Origin of the sequence: Lentzea sp. NPDC059081, from assembly GCF_042738015.1 — a bacterium.
In the GTDB taxonomy this organism is placed as follows: domain Bacteria; phylum Actinomycetota; class Actinomycetes; order Mycobacteriales; family Pseudonocardiaceae; genus Lentzea.
Window position 1 is genome coordinate 54,194 of the sequence record NZ_JBHYGW010000012.1, and the last position, 26,489, is coordinate 80,682.

Here is a 26,489-nt window from a genome sequence, read left to right on the forward strand (position 1 = left end):
AGCCGGTCACCGGTTCTCCCCGGCTTCGCCGACCCGGTCACCGCATCGGCGGTGCGGTCATGACGGCGGCCTCGCCGGCCCGCCCGCTGGTCTCCGTGCTGGAGTCCAGCCGCGAGCTCGTCGCCCCCGCGCTGCAGGACGCCGTCCGCCGCTACCTGTCCCCGCGGATGGGGCAGGTCGCCTCCTACCACCACGGGTGGTCCGACGCCGACGGACGGCCGACCGGCCGCTGGGGCGGCAAGCTGGTGCGGCCCGCGCTGGCGCTGCTGTCGGCCCGCGCCGCCGGCCACGCCCAGGAGGCCGGGGTGCCCGCCGCCGTCGCGGTGGAGCTGGTGCACAACTTCTCGTTGCTGCACGACGACATCATGGACGACGACACGAAGCGGCGCGGGCGGGCGACCGCGTGGACCGTCTTCGGCGTCCCCAACGCGCTGCTGGCCGGCGACGCGCTGCTGACCGCCGCCACCTCGGTGCTGCTCGACTCCGACGGCGCCGACCCGCGGTCGGCGACGGCGTGGCTGATGACCGCCACCCAGCGGATGATCACCGGCCAGACCGCGGACATCGAGTTCGAACGGCGCGGGGACGTGACCCTCGCCGAGTGCGTGCGGATGGCCGGCGACAAGACCGGGGCACTGCTGTCCTGCGCCTGCTCGCTCGGCGCCGCGCTGGTCGGTGCGGACACCGCGCTGGTCGACCGGCTGGCCGCGTTCGGCGAGCACGTCGGACTCGCGTTCCAGCTGGTGGACGACCTCCTCGGCATCTGGGGCGACCCGGCGACCACCGGGAAGGCCGCGGGCGCCGACCTGGTCGCCAGGAAGAAGTCGCTGCCGGTGGTGGCGGCCCTGCAGGCGGCGTCCTCGACGGAGCTGTGGGAGCTGTACTCGGGCGAGGAGCCGCTGACCGAGGCGGAGGTCGCGCGCGCGGCCGCGCTGGTCGAGCGCGACGGAGGCCGGGACTGGGCGCTGACCGAGGCGGCCCGCCAGATCGACGCCGCACGCGAGTGCCTCGCCGCCGCGGACGTCCCGCGAGCGGTGGGCGTCGACCTGGCCCAGGTCGCCTCGTTCGTCGTCGGCCGCGAGTTCTGATGCCGGCGGAGAGGGCGGTCGTCGCCGTGGTCGCGGTCGCGGCCGGCGTGGCCGCCATGAACCAGACCCTGGTCGTGCCGCTGCTCGGCGCCCTGCCCACCGTGCTGGGCGCGGGTGTCGCCGGGACCTCCTGGGTCGTCACGGCCGCGTTGCTGAGCGGGGCGGTGACCAGCCCGGTCGTCGGGCGGCTCGGTGACCTCTACGGCAAGAAGCGCCTGGTGCTGGTCGTGCTCGGGCTGGTGACGGCGGGCTCGCTGCTGTGCGCGGTGGCCGGCTCGCTGGCCCCGATGGTCGCCGGCCGCACGCTGCAGGGCGTCGGCGTCGGTCTGGTGCCACTGGGCATCAGCCTGCTGCGGGACGTCCTGCCCGCCGCGCGGCTGAGCGCCGCGGTCGGGCTGACCTCCTCCGCGCAGGGCATCGGCGCGGCGATCGGGATCCCTGTGGCCGCCGCGGTGGCGCAGTTCGCGCAGTGGCGCGTGCTGTTCTGGGCGACCGCCGTGGTGACCGCCGTGCTCGCACTGGTGGTGGCCCGGCTGGTCGCGCCCGCTCCGCCCCTGGCCGCCGGGCGGTTCGACGTCGTGGGCACGGCCGGGCTCGTCGTCGGCCTGACCGCGCTGTTGCTGGCCATCTCCTACGGCGGCGACTGGGGCTGGCTGAGCACCACCACGCTCGGCCTGGTCGTCGCCGGGTTCGCGGTGCTGGCGCTGTGGGGCGTCTGGGAGCGGCGGGTGACGAGCCCGCTGATCGACCTGGCGACCGCGGCGCGCAGGCCGGTGCTGCTGGTGAACGCCACCTCCGTCCTGGTGGGCTTCGCGCTCTACGCGCAGATCCTGCTGGTGCCGCAACTGATGCAGCTGCCGGCGGACACCGGCTACGGGCTCGGCCTGCCGATGGTCCAGGTGGGTCTGCTGATGCTGCCGGCCGGTCTGGCGATGATGGCCGCGGCGGCGTTCGGTGCGCCGATCGCCGCACAGCGCGGCCCGCGGTTCTCCCTGCTGCTGGGCATCGTGCTGATCGGCCTCGGCTACGTGGTCTGCCTGGCGGGGATGGACTCGGCCGGGTGGCTGGTGGCCGGCACCGTGATCACGAACGGCGGCGTCGGCTTCGCCTTCGGGGCGATCCCGCTGCTGATCATGACCGCGGTGGCGCCGGAGGAGACCGGGGTGGCCAACGGCGTGAACGCGCTCATGCGGGCCATCGGCACCGCGCTCTCCGGCGCCGTGGTCGGCGCCGTCGTCGCCGGGCTGAGCGTGCCGCGCGGGGCGGCGACGGTCCCGCAGCGCGACGCCTTCGTGCTCATCGCGGTGGTGGGGCTGGCCGGCGCGGTCCTCGCCCTGGTGACCGCCGCCGCCGTTCCCCACCTACCGCGCCGTGACTCCCCCTTGCGGACGAACAGGAAGACGATCCCATGACCGAACCGAAGGTGTCCCCGATCGCCGCCCGCGCCGCCGGCTGCCCGTTCGACCCGGCTCCCGCGCTCTACGAGGCGCTGGAGGACGACGAGCTGCGCCGTTGTCCCGTGCCCAGCCCGATGGGCGAGTTCGAGGCCGTGGTGGTCACCCGGTACCAGGACGCCCGCGCGGTGCTCGGCTCCGACCAGCTGCGGATGGGCGGCGCGATGCCGTTCCAGCCGGGCAATCTGATGAGCTACGACGGCGAGGAGCACACCCGCCTGCGGCGCAGGCTCACCGGCTCGTTCACGACGAAGCGGGCGCGCGAGCTGCGGCCGATGATCGAGGGCGTGGTCGCGGACGTCCTGGACGGGCTGGAGAAGGCCGGCCCCGGCTCGGACCTGGTGGCGCACTTCAGCATGCCCATCCCGACGCAGGTGATCTGCGCGCTGCTCGGCGTGCCGTACGAGGACCGCGAGGAGTTCCAGCGCCGGACCGAGGCCGTGCTGGACGTCAACTCGACCTTCGAGCAGCAGATGCGGGCCGTGGCCGAGGTGAACGCCTACATGGGGGTGCTCGTCGCACGCCACCGCGAGGAGCCGGGGGACGACCTGCTCGGCGGCATCGTCCGCGAGCACGGCGCCGAGCTGACCGACGACGAGCTCGCCGGCGTCGGCAACATGCTGCTGATCGCGGGGCACGAGACGATCTCCAGCACGCTCGCCGCGAGCGTCGCCCTGCTGCTGCGCCACTCCGACCAGCTCGCGATCGTCCGCGACGAGCCCGACGCGATCGACGGCGCGGTGGAGGAGCTGCTGCGCTTCTGCGCGCCCGCCACGATCCTGCCGCGCAAGGCCGCCGGCGAGATCCAGGTGCGGGACCGGGTGATCGACGAGGGCGAGTTCGTGGTGGTGTCCGCGCTCGCCGCCAACCGCGACCTCGAGTCCGGCGAGGACCTGGACCGGCTGGACGTGCGCCGCCCGTTGCTCGGGCACCTCGCGTTCGGCTTCGGCCCGCACCAGTGCCTCGGCCGTCAGCTGGCGCGCATGGAGCTGCGGGTCGCCCTGCCCGCCCTGCTGAACCGCTTCCCGGAGCTCCGGACCGCCGTGCCCGCGGACGAGGTGGACTACCGCACGAGCGCACTGGTCTTCGGCGTGAACTCGCTGCCGGTCACCTGGTGACCCGCGACGTGGCGATCGAGGTCGAGGTCGACGAGGCCCGGTGCATGGCGATCGGGAACTGCGTCCTGAGCGCGCCGGCCGTCTTCGACCAGAGCGAGGAGGAGGGCACCGTGGTCCTGCTCGACGCGACCCCTCCCGCGGACGAGCACGACCGGGTGCGCGAGGCGGCGTCGCTGTGCCCGGCCTCGGTGATCTCGTTGCACCGCACCGCTTCCGGCGACCAGCCGCGGGTGACCGCCGGTGAGCGCCGCACTGACAACGGAGGTAGCCATGGGTGACCTGGAGGTGCCGGTCCTCGTCGTCGGCGGCGGTGGCTGCGGGCTCGCCGCGTCGGTGTTCCTGTCCGACGCCGGAGTGCGCCACCTGGTGGTGGAACGCCGCGAGTCCACGTCGGTCCTGCCGCGGGCGCACTACCTGAACCAGCGGACGATGGAGATCCTCCGGCAGCACGGCATCGCGGACGACGTCTACGAGATCAGCTGCCCGCTCGAGAACATGAGCGAGGTCGTCTGGCGCACCACGCTGGCGGGCGACGGTCCCGTCGACGCGCGGGACCTGCACCGCATGGACGCGTTCGGCGGCTTCGGCACCGCCGCGCCGTACGCGGCCGACAGCCCGTGCCCGTCCACGAACCTGCCACAGCACCGCCTGGAACCGGTGCTGCTGAGGCACGCGCGGGAACGTGCACCGGAGAGCTTGCTGTTCCACCACGAGCTGGAGGAGTTCGACCAGGACGCGGACGGCGTGACCGCGCGGGTCAGGGACCGGGCGACCGGGGAGGTGCGCACCGTCCGCGCGCGGTACCTGCTGGGCGCCGACGGCGGCCGCCTCGTCGGCGCGTCGCTCGGCGTGCCCATGGACGCCATCAGCGGCGGCTTCAGCATCCTGTCCGTCCACTTCAGCGCCGACCTGTCCCGGTGGTGGCCGGGCGACTCGGTGCTGATGACCCACCTCGTCAGCGGCGAGGGCGAGGTGTCGATCATCGTGGCCGCCGGCCCGCACTGGGGCCTGGCCTGCGAGGAGTGGGCGCTGCACCTGCGGATGCCGCCGGGAGCGACCGAGAACACCCTCGACCCCGCGGCCCTCGCGCTGCGGCTGCGCGCGCTCTTCAAGCTGCCCGACGACGTGGACCTGACGGTGCACCGGGCGACCGAGTACCGCCCGGAGGCCGTGGTCGCCCACTCGTTCCAGGCCGGCAGGGTGTTCCTGGCCGGTGACGCCGCGCACCGGCAGCCGCCGGCGACCGGACTCGGCCTGAACACGGCGATCCAGGACGCGCACAACATCGCGTGGAAGCTCGGGGTCGTGCTGGGCGGCCAGGCCGGACCGGCGCTGGTCGACACCTACGAGGCCGAGCGGCTGCCGGTGGCGCGTCGCAACGTGAGCTGGTCGATGGCGTGCCTGCGCAACTACGGGGCGCTGTTCGCGAGTCTCGGCGTGGTGCCCGGTCAGCCGGAGGCCACCACGGCGAGCTTCCGCGAGCTGCTGTCCGACACGCCGATGGGGGACACCCGCCGGTCGGTGGTGCGCGAGGTGTTCGGCACGCAGCGCATCGAGTACCAGGCGCACGACATCGAGCTGGGGCACCACTACCAGGACGGGGCGCTGGTGCCGGACGGCACTCCGCCGCCCCCGCGCGATCCGATGGGGACGGTCCACCACCCGGTCGCCAGGCCGGGGCACCGGGTGCCGCACGCGTGGCTGCGCCGGGGCGACGTTCGTGTGTCCACATTGGACCTCGTCGGACGGCACGGCGGTTTCGTGCTGATCACCGGCGCGCTCGGCGAGGCGTGGACGGTCGCGGCGAAGGAGGTCGCGGACAGCCACCGGGTCGCCCTGACCGTGGTCGCGGTCGGGACCGGCTCCGACGCGACGGGCTACCGGGACACCGACGGGACCTGGACGGCGGTGCGCGGGACGGACGACGACGGCGCGGTGCTGGTGCGTCCCGACAACCACGTGGCCTGGCGCAGCGAGGTCGCGGGCGACCACCCCGAGGAGGACCTGGACGCGGTGTTCCGGCGGTTGCTGCACCGGCAGGGAGGTGCCGATGGCCGACGACGAGGGTGAGCTGGTCGTCCGGGCGTTCCTGGCCGCCATGGGGCCGACCCCGGCCGACGTCCGCGCCGCCGTGGAGCGCTACCTGACCGACGACTGCGTGTGGGAGAACCCGGGAGCCCCGGTCTGCCGCGGCAGGGACGCGGTCCTCGCCCTCATGCCGGCGGACTTCGCACGGCTCGAAGCTCGGTTCCGGCACGTGGCCGTGGTCGCGGACACCGTCCTGGTCGAACGGATCGAGGACATGCTCCGCGTCGACGGCACTCCCATCGCCAAGAACCTGAAGGTGATGGGGGCGTTCGAGCTGCGGGACGGGCGGATCCGCGCCTGGCGTGACTACTACGACTCCACCAACCTCATCTCCGAGCAAGCGGACTGGTGACCATGACCAACATGCGAACGGACACGACCGAGCTCCGCGCCGAGCTGGTGGGCAGGGTCCACAAGCTCGGGCCGGTCCTCGCCTCCGGTGTCGCGCAGGGTGAACGGGAGCGCCGGCTGCCCGACGCCTCCGTGGCGGTCATCGACGACCTGCAGCTGAGCCGGTTGTGGACGGCGGCCCGCTACGGCGGGCTGGAGACCGACGTCCGCACCCTGAGCGAGGTCGCCAAGGCGTTGTCGCATTACTGCCCGTCGACCTCGTGGGTGGTCAACAACATCAACGGGTCGAACCTGCTCGCCACCAAGTTCCCGGAGAACGCGCAGGACGAGGTCTTCGGACCCGACCCCGACGTCAAGCTGGCGTCGGTGTTCGCGGCCGCCGGTACCGCGGTCCGGACGGCCGGCGGCTACCTGCTCACCGGCACCTGGCCCTACGCCACCGGCATCCTGCACGACGACTGGACCATCCTGGTCGCGAAGGAGCTCGGCCAGGACGGCGCCCCCGTCGGCGGGCTCGCCCTGCTGGTGCCGGTGGCCGAGGTGACGGTCGAGGACACCTGGCACACCGTCGGGATGCGCGCCACCGGCAGCAACACCGTCAAGCTCGACGGCCTGTTCGTCCCCGAGCACCGGGTGATCTCGGGGGAGACCCAGCGCAGCCGGGACAGCGCGACCGACCTGACGGTGCCACCCCTGCTCAGGACCGCCGCCATCGCCGCCATGGCGGTGATCTGCGCCTCGGTGGTCGTCGGCGTCGCCCAGGCCGCACGGGCGCACGTCGTCGAGCGGGCGCCGAACCGCGGCATCGCGCCGTCCGTCTACACCCGACAGACCGACTCGCGCACGTTCGTGTCCTCGCTCGGGAAGACGGCGCTGACCATCGACGCGGCCGAGATGCACGTGAACCGGGCCGCCGAGGTCCTGGACGCGGCCGCGGTGGCGGCGGTGCACGTCCCCGACGAGGAGCTCCGCCGCATCCGCGGTGACGTCGCGCAGGCCGCGAACCTGGCGACCGTCGCATTGGACGAGCTGATGTGGTTGCACGGGGCGGGCTCCTTCGCGGAGTCCAGCCTGCTCCAGCAGTTCTGGCGGGACGGCAACATCGCCGCCCGCCACGCGATGCTCAACCCGCACATCGGGCGCGAGCTCTACGGAGGCGCGTTCTTCGGCCTCGACCTCGTCGTGCCCAGCCTGTGAACGTGTTGTCCCCGAAAGGACGTCGACTGTGGACTGGCTGCCCCCGTACCTGATCCCGATGTCCTGGCCGGCACCGGTGGCGGCGGGCCCGGCCGAGGTGGGCTGGGTGTACTGGCTGGTCGCCGGACCGACGGCGCTGGGCTGGACGCTCACCTACCTGCTGGCGATCCGGCAGGCCGTCCTCGACGGACGGGTCGGCGTGCCGGCGCACCTGGTGGCGGTGAACTTCGCGTGGGAGTTCACCCTCACCTTCGTCCTGGAGCAGGTGCCGGAGCAGCGCCCGGTCAACCTCCTCTGGTGCCTGTTGAGCGGTGTGCTGCTGTACCAGGCCTTCCGGTTCGGACACGCGGACCACCCGCGGATGTCGCCGCGCGCGTTCCGCTGGTCGGTGGCCGGCGTGGCGGTCTGGGCGGCGCTGGCGGTCCTGGCCGCCGCCAACGAGTTCCACGACACCAACGGCATGTACACGGGCATGATCATCCAAGTGCCGCTGAGCGCGTCGTTCCTGTTCCTGCTGGACCGGCGAGGTTCATCGGCCGGGCAGTCGATGCACCTCGCGGTGGTCAAGCTGGCCGGCTCCGTGGCAGCGGGGCTGACCGCGTTCCTGGTGTACCCGGGCAGGTACCTGTTCCTGGTGCTCGTGCCGACGTACGTGGTGCTGGACATCGTCTACGCGGTCCGGCTGCGCCGTGTGATGCTGGCAGAGGGACGGGCGCCGTGGGCGTGGCGGATGTCCGGTGACGAGGCAGGTCAGATCAGGCCCATCCGCAGCGCGTAGGCCACCGCGTGCGGCCGGTTGCGCAGGTTCAGTCTGGTCGTGAGGCCGAACACCACGCGCTTCACCGCGCGTTCGGACAGGAACAGCTCGGTGGCGATCTCCTTGGTGTTGAGGCCGTCCGACATCATCCGCAGCACCTCGATCTCGCGCGGTGTGAGGCCGGAGGCGTGCAGGCCGTGCGCGGACAGGACCTCCCGCTGGATCCTGTCCACGTGCCGGATCAGCTCGCCGAGCATCTTCGGGGGCATCACGCCGCCGCCGCGGACCGCCGCCAGCACCGCCTCGACCACGCGGTCGCCGGTGGTGGTGGCGCGCGGTAAGACCGCCATCACGTTGCACTCGACCAGGACGAAGAGGTCGCTGTCGCCGATCTCGTTGATGATCAGGACGACCGGGGCCGCCACGGTGTCCTTCATCGACCGCAGCAGGGACAGGACCTTCACGGTCACCCGCTCGGTGGCGAGCACGATCGCGTCCGCGGCGTCGCGGCTCTCGTCCGGGACCACCTCGGTGTTCGGGCTGGCGCCGAGGTAGTTGCTGATCGCCACGTCCGCCAGGGGGTCTGAGGCTTGCACGAGCACTTTGGTCACATTCATCGTGTCTCCGCAGGGTCTGCTGGCTTCACCACGACCCAACGTATGGCCGCGAACGTTGCCGCGTCGATGCAAGATCGCGGTACGTCGCTCCAGAGGGGGTAATCCCTCAGATGCGCAGAGTGACCGGCTCCGGCGGTGCTGCCGCCGGAGCCGGTGCGGGACGGGGGAGCGGACCGGTCAGCCGACCGTCACCACGGGAGCGCCGGCACCGGGCGCCGTGCCCGCCTCGTCGGCGATGCGCAGGGCCTCGTCGATGAGGGTCTCGACGATCTTGTGCTCCGGCACGGTCTTGATGACCTGGCCCTTGACGAAGATCTGGCCCTTGCCGTTGCCCGACGCCACTCCCAGGTCTGCCTCGCGGGCTTCGCCGGGTCCGTTGACCACGCACCCCATCACCGCGACCCGCAGCGGGATCTCGATCCCCTCCAGCCCGGCGGTGACCTGTTCGGCCAGCGTGTAGACGTCCACCTGGGCCCGTCCGCACGAGGGGCACGACACGATCTCCAGCTTCCTCGGCCGCAGGTTCAGCGACTGCAGGATCTGCGTGCCGACCTTGACCTCCTCGACCGGGGGCGCGGACAGCGAGACCCGGATCGTGTCGCCGATGCCCTGGCGCAGCAACGCCCCGAAGGCCACCGCCGACTTGATGGTGCCCTGGAACGCGGGCCCCGCCTCGGTCACCCCGAGGTGCAGCGGGTAGTCGCACTGCTCGGCCAGGAGCTCGTAGGCGCGGACCATCACCACCGGGTCGTTGTGCTTCACCGAGATCTTCAGGTCGTGGAAGTCGTGCTCGGCGAACAGGCTCGCCTCCCACAGCGCCGACTCCGCCAGCGCCTCCGGGGTGGCCTTGCCGTACTTCTCGAGCAGCCGCGGGTCGAGCGACCCGGCGTTCACCCCGATCCGGATCGGGGTGCCGCGCTCCCGTGCCGCGACGGCGATCTCCCGCACCTTGTCGTCGAACTTCCTGATGTTGCCCGGGTTCACCCGCACCGCGGCGCAGCCGGCCTCGATCGCGGCGAACACGTACTTGGGCTGGAAGTGGATGTCCGCGATCACCGGGATCTGCGACTTGGCCGCGATCGTCGCCAACGCCTCCGCGTCGTCCGCCGACGGGCACGCCACCCGGACGATGTCGCACCCGGCCGCCGTCAGCTCGGCGATCTGCTGCAGGGTCGCGTTCACGTCCGCCGTCAGCGTCGTCGTCATCGACTGCACCGACACCGGGAACTCACTGCCCACGCCCACCTTGCCCACGGCCAGCTGCCTGGTCCTGCGCCGTGTCGCCAGTGGAGCGGCGGGAATCTCCGGAACTCCGAGCTCGACCGCGGTCACGGCGCCGTCCTCTCCAAGCGGGTGATCGGTTGCCGGGCGAGCAGCGCCGTCCTGGCGGCCCGCACGAGAGCGTCGGCGGTGAGACCGTGCTCGGCCAGGATCTCGCGCCGGTCGCCGTGCTCGACGAACTCGCGGGGGAGTCCGACGTTGTGCACGGGGGCCTGCACGCCGGCGTCGGTGCACGCCTGGGCCAGCGCGGCGCCCACGCCGCCGGTGCGTTCGCCGTCCTCGACGGTGAGGACGACCTGGTGCCGCGAGGCGAGGTGCACGAGGGTCGGGTTGACCGGCAGCAGCCAGCGGGGGTCGACCACGGTCACGCCGATGTCCTCGGCGGCCAGCGCCTCCGCCGCCTGGACGGCCGGTCCCGCCATGACGCCGGCGCAGACCAGCAGCACGTCCAGCGGACGGGACCGGGTGCGGTGCAGGACGTCCAGGCCGTCGATCGTCGCGACGGCGGGGATCTCCGCGCCGACGGACGCCTTGGGGAACCGCACGGCGGTCGGGCCGGTGGAGGTGTCGACCGCCTCGCGGAGCAGTGCGGCGAGCTGTGTGGCGTCGCGCGGGGACGCGACCCGCATGCCGGGCACGGCGCCGAGCAGCGCCATGTCCCACATGCCGTGGTGGCTCGGGCCGTCCGGGCCGGTGATGCCGGCGCGGTCGAGCACGAACGTGACCGGCAGCCCGTGCAGCGCCACGTCCATGATGACCTGGTCGAGCGCGCGGTTGAGGAACGTGGCGTACAGGCAGACCACGGGGTGCAGCCCGGCCATCGCGAGGCCGGCCGCGCTGGTCACGGCGTGCTGCTCGGCGATGCCCACGTCGATCACCCGCTCGGGGAAGCGCCGCGCCATGGGCAGCAGGCCCACCGGCCGCAGCATCGCCGCCGTCAGCCCGACCACGTCGGGTCGTTCGGCGGCGAGGTCGGCCAGCTCCGCGGCGAACGCGCTGGACCAGCTGCGCGAACCGCTCGCGGGTGCCTTCCCGGTCACCGGGTCGAGGACGCCGATGCCGTGCATCCGGTCGGCCTCGTCGGTCTCGGCGGGGGTGTAGCCGCGGCCCTTCTCCGTCACGCAGTGCACGACCACGGGTCCGTCGAGCGCGGCGGTCTCGGCCAGCACGGCCTCCACGGCGGCGATGTCGTGGCCGTCCACCGGTCCGCGGTAGTGGAAACCGAGGGCCTGGAACAGGTTCTGGCCGGAGTGCTCGCCGGTGCGCAGCGCCGCCAGGTGGTTCGCCAGCCCGCCGACCGTGGGGTCGTAGGACCGGCCGTTGTCGTTGAGCACCACGACGACCCGGTCACCCCGGCTGCCGAGGTTGTTCATGGCCTCCCACGCCATGCCACCGGTCATCGCACCGTCGCCGATCACCGCCACGACCCGGCGGTGGGGTTCGCCGAGCAGCCGCTGCGCCCTGGCGAAGCCGTCGGCGTAGGACAGGGACGTCGAGGCGTGCGAGTTCTCGACGTGGTCGTGCGGCGACTCCGCGCGTTGCGGGTAGCCGGCCAGCCCGCCGGGGGCGCGCAGCGAGTCGAACTCCTGCTGGCGGCCGGTCAGCAGCTTGTGCACGTAGGCCTGATGGCCGGTGTCGAACACGATGCGGTCGGCGGGGGAGTCGAAGACCCGGTGCAGGGCGATGGTCAGCTCGACCACGCCGAGGTTGGGCCCGAGGTGCCCGCCCGCCCGGCACACCCGGTCCACGAGGAACGCGCGGATCTCGTCCGCCAGCGCGGGCAGGCGGTCCTCCGGCAGCTCCCGCAGCCGTTCGGGGCTGGTGATCTCGCTGAGCGTCTGAAACCTCGTCGTCATGCAGCACCACCGTCCCGGTCCTGTCGCGTGGCGGAGTCCTGCTCCCCGGTCGCCGCCTTCGGGCCCCGCACGCTGGACGGCAGCTCGAAGTGCGTGTCCTCGCGAGTGAGTTCGCGTTCCTCGACCACCACCGGTCCGTGGGCGCGCAACGCGGCGACGACCTCTTCGACCAGCCGGTGCGGCGCGGAGGCGCCGGCGGTCAGTCCCACCGCACGCACCCCGGTCAGCCATTCCGGGCGGACGTCGGCCGCGCTGTCGATCAGCTTCGCCTCGACGCCCTCGCGTTGCGCCAGCTCGACCAGGCGCACCGAGTTGGAGGAGTTGGTGGAGCCGACCACGAGGACCAGCTCCACCTCGGCCAGCAACGCGCGCAGTGCCTGCTGCCGGTTGGTGGTCGCGTAGCAGATGTCCTCCGACGCCGGCTCGCGCATCTGCGGGAACCTCTCGCGCAGCGCCTCGATGTACTCCGCCGTCTCGTCGACCGCGAGAGTGGTCTGGGTCAGGTACGAGATCTGGCCGGGGTTCTCCGGGGTGAAGGCGGCGACGTCGTCGTGGTCCTGGATCAGCACGATGGAGTCGGGTGCCTCACCGAGAGTGCCCTCCACCTCCTCGTGGCCCGCGTGGCCGATCAGCACCACGGTGTCGCCGCGGGCGGCGAACCGGCGTGCCTTCATGTGCACCCGTGTGACCAGGGGACAGGTCGCGTCGATGACGTCGAGACCGCGCCGGTCCGCCTCCTCGCGGACGGCGGGCGACACCCCGTGCGCGGAGAACACGACGGTCGCGCCGTCCGGGACCTCGTCGAGCTCCTCGACGAAGATGACGCCGCGGTCGGACAGCTCGTCCACGACGACCGCGTTGTGCACGATCTGCTTGCGGACGTACACCGGAGCGGGTCGCGACTCCAGGGCTCGTTCGACGATCTCGATCGCTCGCTCGACACCCGCGCAGAATGAACGTGGGCCGGCCAGCAGAACTCGGCGTGTGCTCGCGTCGGTCACCTGCATGTCCGAACTTGCTTGTGCCATGACCGCACCGTAGGCACGCCCCAACTCCCCGCTCAACGAAGGATTCCGTTTCCCGGGACGATTTCGCGGCACCCAGGGGCATCTGTCGCAAAGGGGAAACGCTGGGGGTGTCGAGGGGACAGCGCATTCCCGGGGACTTGGACCGGCCACCGGTGTTCCGATAGCAAGTAATGGTGCAGCCCGCCAGCGAACACGAGACGACGCGGTCCACCGGCACCGCGCGCGGACGGCTGTGGAAGGTCGTGGCGGTGGTCGAGGTCCTGGCCGCGGCCGCCGCACCGCTGTCCCTGTCGGAGCTGGTCGAGGTGGTCCCCCTGCCGAAGTCCACCCTGCACCGGCTGATGCGGCACCTGATGGAGATCGGCCTGGTCGCCCAGACCGAGTCGAAGAGGTACGAGCTGGGCGACTACCTCCAGCGCCTGGCCAAGCAGAGCGGCCCGGCCCGCGCCTACGACGTCAGCTGCGCCATCACGCCGTTCCTGCTGGAGCTGTTCCGGGCGACCCGGCACGTGGTGAGCGTGGCCGTGCTGTCCGGCGGCGAGGTCCACCACGCCGGCCTGCTCTACGACCACGACCACGCCCGAGTGGCCAAGGCACTGCGGCAACCCATGCCCGCGCACTGCAGCGCGGCCGGAAAACTGTTGCTGGCCAACGGTTCCCGTTCAGCCCCGGAACCCTCTTTCGCGCACACGCCGTGGACCATCGTCCACGAGGACGTGCTGCGGCGCGAGCTTTCCCTGATCCGGCGCACCGGATTGTCCTACGCCCGTGGCGAGTACCTGCCGGAACTGTTCGAGGTGGCCGCTCCGGTGTACCTGGGCAGCGCGGACCCGGTGGCCGCTGTGGTGGTGAGCGGCACCATCGAACGGATGGATCCACACTCGGTGGGCCGGGTTCTCGCCGGTGTCGTGGCGTCCATCGAGAAGCACGCGGACTTGACCGAGACGGCTTGACCCGCCTTGCGATGTCCACAATGGACTTGTTGGTTTGGTGCGAATCGAGGCCGGTGCGTCGCCTCTGGCCGGGATTCGCCCGGCCAGAGGTCCGACTACCGCGCCCCGATCAGCCCCGGGGCTCGTCCTCGATCGCGCCGACCAGCTCCGGGTCCTCCGGAGCCGGCATGTGACGGATGCTGTCACTGCCCTTGTGGTCGTGGGCGCGGTCGTACCGGGAGTCCAGCACCCGTCCCAGCTTGTGCGCGGCCCCGGAGTACGCGTCCTCCACGGTGGTCGCGTGGTGCGTGACCGCGACGGGCTGCTTGCCACCCGGCCGCGCCTCGATGACGCACTTCTTGTCCTCCGGCTTGCCGCCCCCGTCCTCGCTGAGGTGCACCTCCACGCGGGTCACCCAGCCGATGAACCGGGACAGGCTGCTTTCCAGGTCGGTGGTCACGTAGGTGGCCAGCCTTTCGCCACCGTGGACGTTGTGGTCGGTGTTGACCTGGATCTGCATGAGCACCCTCCGGAACGAGACAGAAATGGTCTTGGTCGATACCACGGATGCGGCGGGTTCAAACGTGACGCCGGTCAGCGCGTGGTTCTCGGACTCACCGCTGGTCGGGTCAGCCGGCCGATTCGGTCGATCCGAGAAGGGGGAACGCTCCAGATGGTCAAGAAACTCATCCCGGCGCTGGTCGTGCTCGTCGCGCTCCTGGGCATCGGCGTGCCGGCGACGGCATACACGAGGACGACGGCGAGTTCGTGATCGACGGGGCAGCTTAAGGGACACCGCTGGTAACCCGCCGGTGTAGGCCGGCGCCGGGTCCTACAACAGAACTGTGACCTGCAACGGACACCGGAATGCTCGTCGTCGGGTAGCCGGGGTTTCGCCGAATCGAGAATCGGGCTGATACCACCTGAGAACGGTATCGGCCCGATTTCGGCGCCCACAGAGGGTCGAAATCAGCGAGTCCTGCACGAAGGCGCCGCCTGTCGCGCGGCGCGATCGCACGATCACGCGCATGTCCGCGTCGACGAATGTCGGCTTCCAGTCGCCCTGCCCTGGAGTCGGTCGATGTCCTTCGGATTGGTCCGGACGCGTACGACGAACTGGCCGGACATCCTTGTAGATGGCAGATCGCACCGAGGTTTTCCGCGTGTCGCCGGCTCGAACGAGTCAGGTGAGCGGGGCGTACGACTCCGGAAGTCGACGATCGGTGGGAACCGGCGCAGCTGATGTCGGCACCCGGCGTCATTCCAGCGGAGGCAACACCTGCTCGCCCGACAGTCTGACGCCGGGGATCAGGTACCTCAACATGACGGTGAAGCTGCCCATGCCGAGCCAGTTCCCGCGATTGCCGTGCACGCGGGATCCGAACCTGACGATGACCTGCTGAGCCAGACTCGTGGTGTACATCGCGTCCGAACGGCGAAGCCGTTCCCTCAGGAACGCGGCGACGTCGTCCGGATCGACCTCCCCCTGGGGCTGGGCGGGAGCCTGCTCCTGCCCAGGAGCGGGTTGTCGCTGAGGTCGGAGGAGCCGTGTCATGTTGATCGCCGGTGCGCCCGACGGCAGGCGGGGATCGGTGACCAGGGTGATGCGCCCGAGTTCCTCGTCGATGGTCAGGATTCGCACGCGCATCACGAGACCGAGTTCGAGGCGGGTGTTCGCCGCGATCTCACTGCGGTGCAACAGCGACTCGACCCCGGAAGGCAGTCTGAGGAAGACTCCGAACGCCACGATCCTCGTCAGCGTCGCGGTCACGACGCTTCCAACCGGATGGGCCAGCAGCGGATCGGGCCCGTCGTCCAAGGCAGCCAGGGCGATTCGTCGGCGCCTGGCCTCAACCCTCAGGATCCGGACTCGTACCGGGTCACCCACTACCAGCTCCGGTGGTGCCAAGCGCCAGCTGCGGGGGAACTCCGTGTGGTGCACCAGGCCCGAGACCACCGGCCCCTCCCACCCCCGTTCGGTGGCCGGGAACGAGACGAAGATCCCGTAGGTCGCCCGCGAGTGGTACCTGCCCTCGGTTTCGGCGCCGATGTCGAGTTGCGCGCCGGCCCACTCCTCGGGCGGTGCCGGGCGACAGACGACCCGTTGCCTGAGCCGGTCGAAGTTCCTGATCCGCACACCTAGCGTCGTGCCTCGGCTCAGACCGGAGACGCGGCCTTCCAGTTCGTCCGCGGGCTCGGCCCGCAGGAGTACACCGAGGCCTTCCGCGCCGTCCAACGACACGATGGCCGTCCGCGCCGAGATCATCCTGATCACCTGGGCGTGCATCGTCCGCGCGGCGAGCCACGCTTCGTTGATGGCGTCCAGCTTGGCATCGAGATCCTCGATCTCCGGTGCGGGTTCTCCCGGCCGGATCGGTTCCAGCGTGGAAACCTGGCCCGCGACGGTGCGCAGGTGAAGCCGACCTCCACCGACCGGCAGCTCCACGACGCGATGACCGCCGAGGTCCACAGTGGTCTGCTGTGGACCGTCGGGGCCGGACCAGGACACGGTCACCGGTTTGTAGGCGAGCGCGGGAACTCGGATCGCGACCCTCCGTTCACGTCCGATCGGCCCGAGGGAGATCATCTCGCCGTCACGGGACAACCCGATCAATGCCGTGGGCATGCTCCGGGCGACCTCCCCGAGCAGATCACCGTCCACCTGGTCGATGTCTGGTGCCGGGATCCGGATCGCCTGGCGTCGCGTCGCCGCGCAAAGCTCGCTCAAAAGCCACGCCGCAGGCGTGCGCCGGAGGAGTGGGGGGAGCCTGCTCAGGGCACCCGCGGCCCAGTCCAGGATGCGAGACCGTTCCTCCCGGACGACGCTGAGCAGGCAGTCGGTCAGCAGCCGGTCGGCGACCGGCCCGGGGTTCTCCTGGCTGACGTATGCCCAGGAGAGCTTCTCCTCCAGTTCCAGCAGCGGGCTCATGCCCATTCCGTCGATCCTGACGGTGCGGCGCAGCTCGTCCAAGTCGAGAACACCGTCCAGGACGTGGGTGCGCAGCAGGTGTCGTGACTGGCTGCGGAAGTCGTAGTGCAGCTCTATCCCGTCATAGGCGACGGCCACGACCATCGGCGTGTCGCACAGTTCCGCCTCCAGGTGGAGGGTGCCGCGGCCGAGGCAGGCTCGCCGGACCTGGCGGATCAGCGGGAACGGCGCCAGTGGCGGAAGGCTCGTCATGGCGGCCAGCCACACGAGCCGCCGGTCCGCAGGACCGTCCAGGGACGATGTCCACTCAGCAACCACGTTCGCCTGCTTCCGTCAGTCGTCGACCAAAAGCTGGGGATAGCGCCGGAACCGGGGCACTCGCGGCCCTGGGCCGAGAAGTACCGCGCACACCGCCGCGTCGTGCTCTGCCAGCCTGGTGGCGAACTCGTGCACTGCCTCTGGATCGGACCTGCGATCGGGGACCCCCTGCGCGACGAGCACCGTTGCCTCGGTACGGGCAGGTGTCTCGCAGCGTTGCCAGGTCCACACAGGACCTCTGCCGCAGCCGAGCGCCGGGGACTGCTCGAACCAGCGCAGGTCGATTCGCTCCGCGCCGTACAGCCGATGCAGCACGTGGATCAACAGCCGAGTGTCTTCCGCGTAGGGACCGTTCTTCAGCCACAGTTCGCACATGACCCGGATCTGGGCGGGCTCGCCGAGTCTGGAACGCATCGGGACGTCGGTCAGCGGCTCGGCCAGTGCCATCCGGTCGACCACGGCGGGAATGTCGGGCTCATACCCGCGCAGCGGCACCCGGACCATGCTCTGCAGGGTCAGCGCCAGGGTCCGCATCCGGAACCCGCTCTGCTCCCGGGCCGTCTCCCTGAGCCCGTACATCGGAGTGGGCAGGGGAACCGATGTGTAGGAGCGAGGTGTGCGTGGGCCTGCGCTGGACTCGTCGTCCGGCTCGGCATCGAGGATCTTGGCGATCAAACCGGGACCTGGCGGCCTGAAGAAAGGTACGTGGGCTGCGCTGCCGCCAGGTCCGCCGCCGGTTCCGTCACTCGGCAGGTGCTCCGGCTCGGGGAGGTCGTCGTGCCCTTCCGGCAGGTCTGTCGCGTCGTCAGCCTCCAGGTCCGCCTCGTCCCAGCCGTCGCTCCCCGCCGCGAGCCACTCTTCCTCGGCGTCGAGTTGGTCACCTGGTTCGTGGAACGGGGCAGGCGGCGGGGGAACCTGGACGGCTTCCTCCAGTGGTGCGCCGATCACCGCGCCGACCAGGGCCAGCGCGGCGTCGAGGTCGTCGAAGAGGTCCATGTGCGCGATGATCAGGGCCGCGTCCCGCAGAGTCACCGCAACCAGGACCGTTCGTCAGCGCTGTACAGGGCGTGCTTGTCCAGGGTGATTCGCTTGAGCATCTCCAACAGGCCGTCGCCGAGGTTCTCGGCCTGGTCCAGGTGGCGCAGGACTTTCACCAGATCGAGGAACTCCGCGGTGCTGACCGGTCTGCCGGTGTGCGGCTGGGTCGCCTCCTCGGCGAGATCTCGCACGAGCTGTTCCAGTGCAGCGGGCAGCGGGCCGAAGTGCTCGACGACGATGTCGACCAGCCGGGATCCGTCCGGCTCGGGCAGACGCAGCACCAGGCATCGCCGCAAGAACGCCTCGGGCAGGTCGCGTTCGTTGTTGGTGGTGATGACGGTGAGCGGGCTCCACGCTGGTGCGCCGACGGGAACCTCGATGGTGATGTCCAGTGGCCCGACGAACGCTTGGCGGCTGCCCAGAGGCACCAGCAAACCGTTGCAGAAAGCGGCGTCGGCTTTGTCGATCTCGTCGATGAGCAGTACAGCGCCGGCACGGTCCGGTGTGTGGTTGGTCAGCCGTTTGGGCGGTGCGGCCTGCTCGTTCTCCTCCAGGCGGGCGGAACCGCCGCGCTCCCTGGCCGACTCGGGGTTCAGAGCCCACCACAACGGACCGGGCTCGATGTAGGGGGCGGTCGAGTCCCGACCTGTTCGGCCGGACAACGACTTGGTGTTCGCGTCACCCAGTCTGCGGACGGCGTCCAGCCTCCAGATGAGGTCGGACGGCCTGGAGTCCTCGGTGGCCACGAACTCGTGGTAGCTGACCCCGAGCTTGCGGGCCAGGAAACTCGCCAGGCTGGACTTCCCGCAGCCGGGAGGACCACCGAGCAGCAGCGGCCGGCCTGTCAGCACGGCGACCTTGACCGCGGTCTCGATCTCAGGGGTGAGGATGTAGACATCCCCTGCACGGGAGTCACCGTGCCGGCCGGAGCCGTCCTCGCCGACAGAGATCTGGAGCAGCGGTTCCAGGTCGCGGAGCAACCGTGCTTCCGCGTCCTGGTGGTTGATTCTTTCGGTCACATCCGTCATACCGTCGCTCGCCTCATCAATGGTTCGCACATCAGTAGTCGATCAGATTGGGAACAACTCCGAGTTTCTCGATGTCGCCGAGCAGAGCAATGGTGTCGCGCTCCTGCTGCCCGCCGTTGCTCAGCCGAACGGTGGTGCTGCTCAACTTGCGCAGCGCGGTCACGGGATGCTGTGTGACCAGCGCGAAAACAACGCCGCCGAACCGGACCGTGAGTGATTGCAGAACTCCCTGCAGCACCTTGATGTCGACGTCGTCGCAACGCAACATCGCGAACACGACCCGCCGGGGTCCGCTCAGACGACGCGGCACATCCTCCGCGGTCTGGTCCGGAGCCATGTTGAGAGCGTCGCGCAGTCCCCGGTCGCAGCGCCGCAGCAGCTGTTCGCGCATGTCCTCTCCGCCGATGCCGCTGAAGCTCGCCACCAGGACTCCGTCCCGCTGGGCGCTGCCGCGCTGCACAGCGTGGTACGCGGGGAGGTTCCCGGCGGCGAGGTGCACTATTCGCCGGTCGGGGGCGTTGAGGGACACAGCCATCACTCTGCGGGCATCGTCGAGGTCGACCCACAGCGGCGTGATCCGGTTCTTGACCGAGGTCAGCTGCGAGCCGAGGAACTCGGTGAGGACGTAGACAGCGTCATACGCTTCCTGCAACGTGCTGCCCAGCAACGCGGCGGCGACCAGAGCAGGCTTGTCCTGCGGCAAGACCGGTGTTGTGGGAGAGACGTGCAGCGCCAGTGCCGCTTCGTCGAGGATGTGCGCCGGAGCTCCACTGATGAAGTGCGCGACGTCGTTGACCCAGCGTGCCTGGGCGGGTTCGATCGGTGCGGGCGGGAAGCAGTCCGCGATCTCCTTGGCGAACTTCTCGGCGGCTTCCTGGTTCCGCGAGCCCTTGCGCCGGTCAGACCAGCGCAGGCAGCTCAGCCGGTTGAGACCGCCCGTTTTGCCCAGAGCACTGCGGGCGAACTGCCGCTCGGACACTCCGCCCACCAGCGCGACTTTGACGGGGTAGTCCGGGACCAGTTGTCGCATCAGTCCCAGCAGTGCTGCCTCTTCCTTCATCCAGCCGGACGTCAAGGCGTCCTGGTCGACCACGACCACGGCACCGCTGCTGCGGACGACAGCCAGACATACGGCCCGGTCGAACACCTCACCCGGTGCGATCTCCCGGCGATCGAGCCAGGTGTCGCGGCCGCGGCTCCCGAACGTTGTCACGAGTGCGTCGAGCAGCTGTTCCACGAACTTCTTGCGCGCGAGGTAGCGACCAGGGGTTTCCCCGTCGCGAAGCTGCAGTTCGCTGCCGACTCTGACGCGGGCGCTGTGGCTGAAGAAGATCTTCCCCGTCGCGGGGGCCACCCCGATCAGTGGAGGCTCCGTCTTGGCACGGAGACACGGATGTGCTCGACCGAGAAAAGGCTCGACTGTGGATCCGTCATCGCGGCTCTTCTCTCGGATTCGTGTCGGTCAGGATTTGCGGCTCGTACCCGGCTAATCGGGTCGCTTCGGTCCTGCTGTTAACCGGAGGGCTGATGTTCACCCATTTGGTCGTATTGCGTTGCTATTTCGTGGTCGGCTCGTTTCCTTCGTTCGAATCCTTCGCGAGCTCGCCGCCCTGGGCCGGCCCCGCTGGTGCCGGCGGGAGCGAAAAGGGCTTTTTCGGTGCGGCGTAGCCGCCGCGCTTGCCGGATTCGCTTGCCGGTGTCACCGGGCGACGAGGTGTGCGACGCGCGGGGCCTGGTGTGCGCTTCTTTTCCGTCATCTAGTACTCCTGCACGTCGAGATACTCGATCTCTTGCCATCGGACCAGGAGCCCGCGATCACCGGCGACCGGCTCGGGTCTGCCGTCGGTCAGCGTGAGCTCGCCCGATCCGGGGTCGATCCGCAGCCCCAGAGCCAGGTAGAGGTCACCTTCCTCTGGATGACCGGACGCGTAGGACCTGCGGCCACCGGGGGTGGTGCCGTAGTAGCCCGCGAGCCAGGTTCCGGATTTGAGTCTGATCCGGACCAGCGCCTGCTCGGCATGCCGCCAGAAGTAGTCCCACGCCCGCGGCTCGGGTGTCTCACCGACGATCAGGACCGCCCATTTCCTGTGGTGCTTGTGTCCCCAGCCGAGAACACTGCCCGCGACGGTGGGAACGATCACGTAGCCCAACGCGAGCAGCTCCGGCACCCACCAGGAGACGGTGCCGTCCGCGAGACGCTTGCCGACGACGAGGTCGCGGTAGAGCAGGTACTCGGGCCCGGCGAGTGCTGCATGCATGAGCGCCGAGGAGACGAGAAAGCGGACCAGCCGGTCTGAGAACGTGATCCCGTAGCTGCCGGCGACACGTTCGAACGCGAAGGTGTACGACGCTCCCGGCAACAAGGCCAGCAACGCGACGACCAGTCCTTGCAGCGTCGTGATCATGTCCGTCGCACTCCTGACGGCCAGACGACCAGCATCTCGCGCCCGAGTTCCCGAGCGTGCGCCACCACGTCGGCCGTGCCGCCCAGACCTCGCGCGGGTTGCCCGTCCCACACGGCCAGCAGCAGGTCGCAATGAGCAACGATGAACTGACCTGCGGAGTCGTAAGCGGTCCCGCTCGAGTGCTCGAAGCCGAGTCGGGTCACCTGTCCGGCGGCCGCCAGCAACCGGTGGTAGTCGTCGAGTGCGGCGCTCGTGAAGGTGTCCTCGTAGTCCAAGGCAGGTATTACCGCGTGCAACTCGCCACCCGCGGCGAGTACCACGTCGGCGAACAGCTGGTCGGTCCCCGCCGCCAGACTCGACATGCCGATCACCTGATCGTGCTGGAGCTCGAGGAGCGCACGGATGGCGCGCTCCGCGTGGTCCCGAGCCACCTCGGGCATCTGCTGGTGCCCGCTCACCCCGATGATCATCACAACAAATCCTGCGTGGCCATCGACCAGTAGTGTTTGCCGAGTGCGGTGAGTCGGCAACTCCCGCTGTGGATCGCGGCGTAGTACATGTGGTGGTGCGGTGCCACGGGCTCGACGAGCTTGTTCGCCCGGCAAGACTGCAGCTGGGCGAAGACGGCCTCGTTCTCGGGATGCGGGGGCAGCTGGGTCCTCTCCTTGTCCGGTTCGTACGTCGGATCAAGCGGGAACTCGTAGTCAGCAGTGGGGAACCAGTCGGCCAGCTGTCGCAGGACTTCGACCTTGATCGACGGTTCGCACCTCCGCAGGACGTGCAGACGGTCCACGTTGGTCTTGAAGGTCGGGTTCGGGCCCCAACCGTCGAAACACTCCCAGAGGTAGGCGTACAAGCCGGCAGCTGTCACATGACCGAGCACGTTCGCGGCTCCACCGTTCAGTGCTCCCTGGAGGTATGTGGAGAACACTCCGCGCTCGTCGACCTCCTCCGACAGCTGGTCGCTGCGGCTCGCGGTCAAGATGGAGACGCCAGAGCGCACGAGTGCCGATGTCTTGCTGAGGGCGGGCACAGTCCCCGCGGCACCGGAGAAGCAGCAGTCCAGGATGACCACGACCTCTTGGATGTCGGAAGCGTCGATCATCGCGAGAACCTCGCTGAAACGGATGCCGAGGTTGTCAGGCGTGCTGTCGCTGGACATCAGTGCGAGGTCCTTGGTCTCCAGCGTGCCGTGACCAGCGAAGTACAGGAGAGCGAAGTCAGCGCCGGGTGCCAGCAACTCCTTCAGCCGCGCATGCAGCTGCGGCCGAGTCACGGTTCCGGTCAGCGAATGGCATCGCAGGTTCCTGGAACGGTCTTCGTTGAAGGCGAGCAGCGGCTCGATGGCCAAGGCGTCGTTCTCGCAACCACGTAGATCGTCGAACAAGTCATAGGCGTTCACGCCTACCAACAGTGCGCGTCTCATGTCAGAGCCCATCGATGAAATCGGCCACGGCACTCCACGACCAGGTGCGGCACGGAGCTGATGCGATCTCGGGTGGCTTGATCAGGTAGGAGCCGTGAAGCCAAATGCCCATGAGTGGCTTGCCCTCCTCCACCGCACACGTCATCTCCCAGAGCTGCCCGGTCGCACGTGGTGTGTGCGGGCTGATCAGCGCGATCACCCCCGACGAGCGGCGAATGCGTGTCCGCACTCTGTCCTTCCATTGCGACTCGTAAGGCTCCTTGACCGACATGTCGACGAACTCGAACGGTGTCCGCGCGCTGATTCGCTGACCGGTGAACAGGTTGCGGGCGCTCTCGTCCTCCTTGGCGAAGGCTATGAAGATCGTCCGTCGGCTCGGTGTCACGGTTCCTCCGGTATGCGGGTGATGACTCCTGGAGCGCCCAGGGAGACGTAGTAGGCCGAGTCCGCGAACGTCGCTTCAGTCAGCTGGCGTGGAGTGTCCACAACGGACACCCGGCCCAGATCGACCGCATCGAGCAGAACCAGTTTCGGAACCTCGTCGTAGGTCCCGGCGAGCACGTGGCGGGAGCCGATCGCCATCACTCCGGTGAACCTGCTTATCTCGGCGCGCGCGAGGACCTGGTCGTTCGCGAGGGAAAGCTTGACGAGAGCGGAGTCCTCGATGCTGCTGACGAACAGCGCGTCACCCACTGTCCGCAGGTGATCGGGACCCAGAGCCAGCTGCAACGTCCGTCCTGGATCTCCGGAGTGGGGCTCGACCCAGGTGATCGTCCTGCTGGTTGTGCCGCCTACCAGTAGCTGACCTCGGTAGGCCGCAAGGGCGAGGGGCCCGCCGCTCAGTTTCGTCGTGGTCGCGTTCGCTCCGGTACTGACGTCGAACGCCCGAACCTCCTCGGTCCGCGGGGTCAGCACGGCGATGCGGTCGTCCACCACCTGAAGCCCGAAGGCGATCGACGGCAGGGCGGTACGCCAGATTTCGTCGTACCGGGACCCGTTGGCCCGCAGCGCAATGAGGTTGTACGGCCGAAGCGTCGTCGCGAAGACCAGATCGCCGGACGCGGCCAGCAGTTGGGGGACCTCGGTCATCGTGTGGGCCGGGTAGGCCCGTGTCTGCTCGAAGAGGACGAGCTGTTTGGCCGCTCGGTCGGCTCCGATGAACCTTCCCGAGCCGATCGCCACGATCGAGCTGACCGGTTTCTGGGACAAAGGGGTTCCCGGTGTCGGCGGCGGAGGAGGAGTAGCAGGTCCGACCGCGACCAGGGCGCTGGTGACGAAGGAGATCGCAAGGCTCGTCAGCCAAGGCCACGTCTGCCAGCGGCGACTCCAGCGTGCGGCGCGTGCTTCGCGGCGGGTGGGGGACATTCGCAACAGCGAGTCGACCGACCGCGGCGAAACTGCTGCCGCCGCCGAAGACGGCTCTGACAGGTGCGCTTGAGCGGCGGGGAGAACCGCGTTGGTGGCGTGTTCCAGTGCGAGCAGGAGCGATGTGTCATCTCGAGTGTTCGCGACATGAAGACGCGGGGTGCCATCCCCGTCGAACCCGAGGACGAGTGCGAACTTGTGCCGGAGGTCGACCGGTGGGAAAACGAGCTCGGTCATGCCCAGTGCGCCGGCGAGTACCGTCAAGCGGGCACGTGTCTCCTTCAATGGAACAGGTGGAATCACGAAGATCGCGCGCTGCAATGCTCCTGCCTGGCGCACCGCCGAGATCTCCCACTTCAGCGACGGTGTGCGCCCGACGAGGAACACCACGAACCGGCAGGAGTGGATCTTGTCCATCACCGCCTGTTGCCAGTCGGTGCCGTGGTAGGTGCGGGCCGCGCCCAGCGGGGGCAGCTTCGTCCCCGGTTCTCCGAGCGCGACCACGGGACCTTGTCGCCACAGGCTCCAGGCGACCAGTTCCTCCACGCGCTCCCGGCGGCGCAACGCCAGGCGCTCGAGCAGCGTGTGCCGGGCCGTCCGGCGTGTCCTGATCTTCAGGTTGTCGTCGAGGAACGACCGGAGCAGGAGGATCTCCTGACGGCCGTCTGCCGCGAGTCTTCGCTTGGCGTCGCGCGAGGCGAAACGGCGTGCGAGCCGGTGGGGGATGTCGGAGAGCGCCAGCAGCGCCAAGCCGATGAGGAAGAGGATCTGGGTCGCCTTGTCGAGGCCTTCCGAGGTGAGGTCGGCGGGCGCGGCCAGAGGTGTCACCGCGGTCAGCAGGATCGCCTGGAGCCCGGTACCCGCGAGCGCGATACCGGTCGCATTGGTCACCACGACGACCAGCGAAGCCCGGATCCCCTGCACCGCAGAGAAACTGCGGCGTGTGGTGAAGAGCTGGGCGAACGACACGACCACGCCGAGCGCGGCGAACAGGAGGAACTGTCGCAAACTTGTCAGCTGGTAAGTGGCGGTGAACAAGGCCAGGAAAACGGCACCTCGGATCACAGCGCGTCTCGTGTGCGCACGTGCTCGTTTCTTCGATTCGCCGGAGATGTCGTCGAATCGTGCGGGACCGACCCATGGCTGCGGGTGTCGTCGGAGTACGAATCGAAGGAGGCGTTCGCGAGTGCCGCGATCGCTGAAGCAGACCGCGAGCCATATCCCCAGCTGTAGGAGGAAGACGGTCAGCACCGTGCCGATGTACAGGCGGATCTGCACTGCTCTCGTGGACACCGATTTTTGGTCGGAGAGATTCGGGGAGTCGGTGAGTTTCGCGAACTGTTGGTTGGCGACGCTCTGGATGGTTGTCGCGGCGATGTCGGCGGCAGAGCTCGTCGTCAACGTGATCTTCGCCTTGACCCGGCCACGTCCGAAGATCACGGTGTGCGCCGTCCGGTCGTTCTCGGCGGGTTCCTGCGCAAAGGTGTTCAGGGGTGCGTCGAAGCCTGGCCGCACGGCCCCGCGGCCCGCACCGGAGAACTCGGCGCTGGTCGTCTCGATCAGCCACAGGTCGAGATCTGAGTAGCCGTCCAACGACGCATAGCCGCGCAGGTGCGCGGTGATCAGGCTGCCTTGTCTGAGGGTGTCGAAGTACAAGCCGTTGCCCGGGATCACCTCGGTGGCAGGCACTTCGTGGTTGGTCAGCGGGTAGTACCCGTGTAGCTCGCGCAATCCCAGCATCTGCGAAGTGAGCCATCGGTCACCGCTTTGTGGATCTGCGGCTGAAGCGCCAGGTGAGACCAGCGGGCCGGACAAGAAAAGTGCGATGAAGACGACCGCAAGCATTCCCCGCGGAAGAACCCGTGGATATTCCATTGCGCGTCTCCGGCCTGCTGCTGGCGTTGCGTTCGCTTAGCCCGTGTGTTCCGGAATCGATCGTCGGAGTGCGCGGCGTTATCCATCTCGTCGCCTCTTCACTCCAATGGACGAACGCAGGTAATTCTTTGCGTAATGGAATATGCGGTGCCGGGTGTTGGCGGTGGCAGATGACAGCGGCGTTGTGTAGCCGGTGGTCTTTCAGGCCATCAGGGACAGGTTGTGCACCTGGGCGACGCCTTGAGTGGGCGTACCGGACGCCATCGTGTTTGCGGCCGCAGTTGCGCAGGATGTTCGAGGTCTCGGTTTACGCCACGGCGGGTTCGACTCGTGCGCAG

24 protein-coding genes are annotated in these 26,489 nt (G+C 69.5%); 9 read left to right on the forward strand and 15 right to left on the reverse strand.

Annotated features, from left to right (window positions below):
- The first annotated feature begins 59 nt into the window (after positions 1-59).
- The 8 genes from ACFWV3_RS25400 to ACFWV3_RS25435 are packed head-to-tail and all read left to right on the forward strand — an operon-like array spanning position 60 to position 8,074.
- Positions 60-1,088, forward strand: coding sequence for a polyprenyl synthetase family protein (locus ACFWV3_RS25400; RefSeq protein ID WP_382414322.1), 1,029 nt, complete (start codon positions 60-62; stop codon positions 1,086-1,088).
- Positions 1,088-2,500 carry an MFS transporter gene (locus tag ACFWV3_RS25405; RefSeq protein ID WP_382414324.1) on the forward strand — a complete coding sequence of 471 codons (1,413 nt, stop codon included), beginning with the start codon at positions 1,088-1,090 and terminating at the stop codon, positions 2,498-2,500. The genes ACFWV3_RS25400 and ACFWV3_RS25405 overlap by 1 nt, the downstream gene beginning before the upstream one ends.
- Complete coding sequence (locus tag ACFWV3_RS25410) at positions 2,497-3,660, forward strand: cytochrome P450 (RefSeq protein WP_382414326.1); 1,164 nt, start codon at positions 2,497-2,499, stop codon at positions 3,658-3,660. The genes ACFWV3_RS25405 and ACFWV3_RS25410 overlap by 4 nt, the downstream gene beginning before the upstream one ends.
- Positions 3,657-3,938, forward strand: coding sequence for a ferredoxin (locus tag ACFWV3_RS25415; protein ID WP_382414328.1), 282 nt, complete (start codon positions 3,657-3,659; stop codon positions 3,936-3,938). The genes ACFWV3_RS25410 and ACFWV3_RS25415 overlap by 4 nt, the downstream gene beginning before the upstream one ends.
- Entirely contained in the window at positions 3,931-5,730 is a 1,800-nt protein-coding gene (locus ACFWV3_RS25420; RefSeq protein WP_382414330.1) for an FAD-dependent monooxygenase, read from the forward strand. The genes ACFWV3_RS25415 and ACFWV3_RS25420 overlap by 8 nt, the downstream gene beginning before the upstream one ends.
- A complete protein-coding gene (locus ACFWV3_RS25425; RefSeq protein WP_382414332.1) occupies positions 5,711-6,100 on the forward strand; it encodes a limonene-1,2-epoxide hydrolase family protein in 390 nt (129 codons plus the stop codon). Before ACFWV3_RS25420 ends, ACFWV3_RS25425 begins: the two co-directional genes overlap by 20 nt.
- 11 nt (positions 6,101-6,111) lie before the next feature.
- A complete protein-coding gene (locus ACFWV3_RS25430) occupies positions 6,112-7,296 on the forward strand; it encodes a hypothetical protein (protein ID WP_382414334.1) in 1,185 nt (394 codons plus the stop codon).
- 28 nt (positions 7,297-7,324) lie between these two features.
- A complete protein-coding gene (locus ACFWV3_RS25435) occupies positions 7,325-8,074 on the forward strand; it encodes a hypothetical protein (protein ID WP_382414336.1) in 750 nt (249 codons plus the stop codon).
- Here ACFWV3_RS25435 and ACFWV3_RS25440 read toward each other — a convergent pair.
- The 4 genes from ACFWV3_RS25440 to ispH form a co-directional block, all read right to left on the reverse strand.
- Entirely contained in the window at positions 8,047-8,670 is a 624-nt protein-coding gene (locus ACFWV3_RS25440) for a response regulator transcription factor (protein ID WP_382414338.1), read from the reverse strand. The two genes, ACFWV3_RS25435 and ACFWV3_RS25440, sit on opposite strands and share 28 nt — an antisense overlap.
- Before the next feature lie 177 nt (positions 8,671-8,847).
- The gene (gene ispG / locus ACFWV3_RS25445) at positions 8,848-10,002 is read right to left on the reverse strand and encodes a flavodoxin-dependent (E)-4-hydroxy-3-methylbut-2-enyl-diphosphate synthase (RefSeq protein ID WP_382414340.1); all 1,155 of its coding nucleotides are present in this window, start codon (positions 10,000-10,002) and stop codon (positions 8,848-8,850) included.
- The gene (locus tag ACFWV3_RS25450; protein ID WP_382414342.1) at positions 9,999-11,807 is read right to left on the reverse strand and encodes a 1-deoxy-D-xylulose-5-phosphate synthase; all 1,809 of its coding nucleotides are present in this window, start codon (positions 11,805-11,807) and stop codon (positions 9,999-10,001) included. Before ACFWV3_RS25450 ends, ispG begins: the two co-directional genes overlap by 4 nt.
- Complete coding sequence (ispH, locus tag ACFWV3_RS25455; RefSeq protein WP_382414344.1) at positions 11,804-12,835, reverse strand: 4-hydroxy-3-methylbut-2-enyl diphosphate reductase; 1,032 nt, start codon at positions 12,833-12,835, stop codon at positions 11,804-11,806. Before ispH ends, ACFWV3_RS25450 begins: the two co-directional genes overlap by 4 nt.
- Positions 12,836-13,005: 170 nt before the next feature.
- Here ispH and ACFWV3_RS25460 point away from each other — a divergent pair, with 170 nt between their 5' ends.
- Positions 13,006-13,788 (forward strand): IclR family transcriptional regulator, encoded by a 783-nt coding sequence (locus tag ACFWV3_RS25460; protein ID WP_382414346.1) that lies wholly within the window; start codon positions 13,006-13,008, stop codon positions 13,786-13,788.
- Positions 13,789-13,897: 109 nt separating this feature from the next.
- On the opposite strand, the gene ACFWV3_RS25465 is transcribed toward ACFWV3_RS25460, so the two are convergent.
- From ACFWV3_RS25465 to ACFWV3_RS25515, 11 genes are all read right to left on the reverse strand, one after another.
- Positions 13,898-14,287 (reverse strand): HPF/RaiA family ribosome-associated protein, encoded by a 390-nt coding sequence (locus ACFWV3_RS25465; RefSeq protein WP_382414348.1) that lies wholly within the window; start codon positions 14,285-14,287, stop codon positions 13,898-13,900.
- Between the two features lie 738 nt (positions 14,288-15,025).
- A complete protein-coding gene (locus ACFWV3_RS25470) occupies positions 15,026-17,014 on the reverse strand; it encodes a S1 RNA-binding domain-containing protein (protein ID WP_382414350.1) in 1,989 nt (662 codons plus the stop codon).
- Positions 17,015-17,029: 15 nt separating this feature from the next.
- Positions 17,030-18,010 (reverse strand): hypothetical protein, encoded by a 981-nt coding sequence (locus ACFWV3_RS25475; RefSeq protein WP_382414352.1) that lies wholly within the window; start codon positions 18,008-18,010, stop codon positions 17,030-17,032.
- Positions 18,011-18,042: 32 nt separating this feature from the next.
- Positions 18,043-19,071, reverse strand: a complete 1,029-nt coding sequence (locus ACFWV3_RS25480; RefSeq protein WP_382414354.1) for an AAA family ATPase — start codon at positions 19,069-19,071, stop codon at positions 18,043-18,045.
- A gap of 40 nt (positions 19,072-19,111) precedes the next feature.
- Complete coding sequence (locus tag ACFWV3_RS25485) at positions 19,112-20,434, reverse strand: toll/interleukin-1 receptor domain-containing protein (protein ID WP_382414356.1); 1,323 nt, start codon at positions 20,432-20,434, stop codon at positions 19,112-19,114.
- Positions 20,435-20,636: 202 nt separating this feature from the next.
- On the reverse strand, positions 20,637-20,837 hold the full coding sequence (locus tag ACFWV3_RS25490) for a hypothetical protein (protein WP_382414358.1): 201 nt from the start codon (positions 20,835-20,837) through the stop codon (positions 20,637-20,639).
- The gene (locus tag ACFWV3_RS25495) at positions 20,838-21,485 is read right to left on the reverse strand and encodes a DUF6338 family protein (protein ID WP_382414360.1); all 648 of its coding nucleotides are present in this window, start codon (positions 21,483-21,485) and stop codon (positions 20,838-20,840) included. It lies immediately after the preceding gene.
- Complete coding sequence (locus tag ACFWV3_RS25500; protein ID WP_382414362.1) at positions 21,482-21,955, reverse strand: hypothetical protein; 474 nt, start codon at positions 21,953-21,955, stop codon at positions 21,482-21,484. Before ACFWV3_RS25500 ends, ACFWV3_RS25495 begins: the two co-directional genes overlap by 4 nt.
- Positions 21,955-22,923 carry a caspase domain-containing protein gene (locus ACFWV3_RS25505; protein WP_382414364.1) on the reverse strand — a complete coding sequence of 323 codons (969 nt, stop codon included), beginning with the start codon at positions 22,921-22,923 and terminating at the stop codon, positions 21,955-21,957. Before ACFWV3_RS25505 ends, ACFWV3_RS25500 begins: the two co-directional genes overlap by 1 nt.
- Entirely contained in the window at positions 22,913-23,296 is a 384-nt protein-coding gene (locus ACFWV3_RS25510; protein WP_382414366.1) for a TIR domain-containing protein, read from the reverse strand. The genes ACFWV3_RS25505 and ACFWV3_RS25510 overlap by 11 nt, the downstream gene beginning before the upstream one ends.
- Positions 23,293-26,016 (reverse strand): hypothetical protein, encoded by a 2,724-nt coding sequence (locus tag ACFWV3_RS25515; RefSeq protein WP_382414368.1) that lies wholly within the window; start codon positions 26,014-26,016, stop codon positions 23,293-23,295. The genes ACFWV3_RS25510 and ACFWV3_RS25515 overlap by 4 nt, the downstream gene beginning before the upstream one ends.
- Positions 26,017-26,489 lie beyond the last annotated feature (473 nt).

Excerpts from the sequence above, each read along its gene's own strand:
- ACFWV3_RS25400 (WP_382414322.1), top strand. The coding sequence starts at position 60 with ATGACGGCGGCCTCGCCGGCCCGCCCGCTGGTCTCCGTGCTGGAGTCC.
- ACFWV3_RS25405 (WP_382414324.1), top strand. The coding sequence starts at position 1,088 with ATGCCGGCGGAGAGGGCGGTCGTCGCCGTGGTCGCGGTCGCGGCCGGC.
- ACFWV3_RS25410 (WP_382414326.1), top strand. The coding sequence starts at position 2,497 with ATGACCGAACCGAAGGTGTCCCCGATCGCCGCCCGCGCCGCCGGCTGC.
- ACFWV3_RS25420 (WP_382414330.1), top strand. The coding sequence starts at position 3,931 with ATGGGTGACCTGGAGGTGCCGGTCCTCGTCGTCGGCGGCGGTGGCTGC.
- ACFWV3_RS25425 (WP_382414332.1), top strand. The coding sequence starts at position 5,711 with ATGGCCGACGACGAGGGTGAGCTGGTCGTCCGGGCGTTCCTGGCCGCC.
- ACFWV3_RS25430 (WP_382414334.1), top strand. The coding sequence starts at position 6,112 with ATGCGAACGGACACGACCGAGCTCCGCGCCGAGCTGGTGGGCAGGGTC.
- ACFWV3_RS25440 (WP_382414338.1), bottom strand. The coding sequence starts at position 8,670 with ATGAATGTGACCAAAGTGCTCGTGCAAGCCTCAGACCCCCTGGCGGAC.
- ACFWV3_RS25450 (WP_382414342.1), bottom strand. The coding sequence starts at position 11,807 with ATGACGACGAGGTTTCAGACGCTCAGCGAGATCACCAGCCCCGAACGG.
- ispH (WP_382414344.1), bottom strand. The coding sequence starts at position 12,835 with ATGGCACAAGCAAGTTCGGACATGCAGGTGACCGACGCGAGCACACGC.
- ACFWV3_RS25460 (WP_382414346.1), top strand. The coding sequence starts at position 13,006 with ATGGTGCAGCCCGCCAGCGAACACGAGACGACGCGGTCCACCGGCACC.
- ACFWV3_RS25465 (WP_382414348.1), bottom strand. The coding sequence starts at position 14,287 with ATGCAGATCCAGGTCAACACCGACCACAACGTCCACGGTGGCGAAAGG.
- ACFWV3_RS25475 (WP_382414352.1), bottom strand. The coding sequence starts at position 18,010 with ATGGACCTCTTCGACGACCTCGACGCCGCGCTGGCCCTGGTCGGCGCG.
- ACFWV3_RS25490 (WP_382414358.1), bottom strand. The coding sequence starts at position 20,837 with ATGACGGAAAAGAAGCGCACACCAGGCCCCGCGCGTCGCACACCTCGT.
- ACFWV3_RS25495 (WP_382414360.1), bottom strand. The coding sequence starts at position 21,485 with ATGATCACGACGCTGCAAGGACTGGTCGTCGCGTTGCTGGCCTTGTTG.
- ACFWV3_RS25500 (WP_382414362.1), bottom strand. The coding sequence starts at position 21,955 with ATGATCATCGGGGTGAGCGGGCACCAGCAGATGCCCGAGGTGGCTCGG.
- ACFWV3_RS25505 (WP_382414364.1), bottom strand. The coding sequence starts at position 22,923 with ATGGGCTCTGACATGAGACGCGCACTGTTGGTAGGCGTGAACGCCTAT.
- ACFWV3_RS25515 (WP_382414368.1), bottom strand. The coding sequence starts at position 26,016 with ATGCTGGGATTGCGCGAGCTACACGGGTACTACCCGCTGACCAACCAC.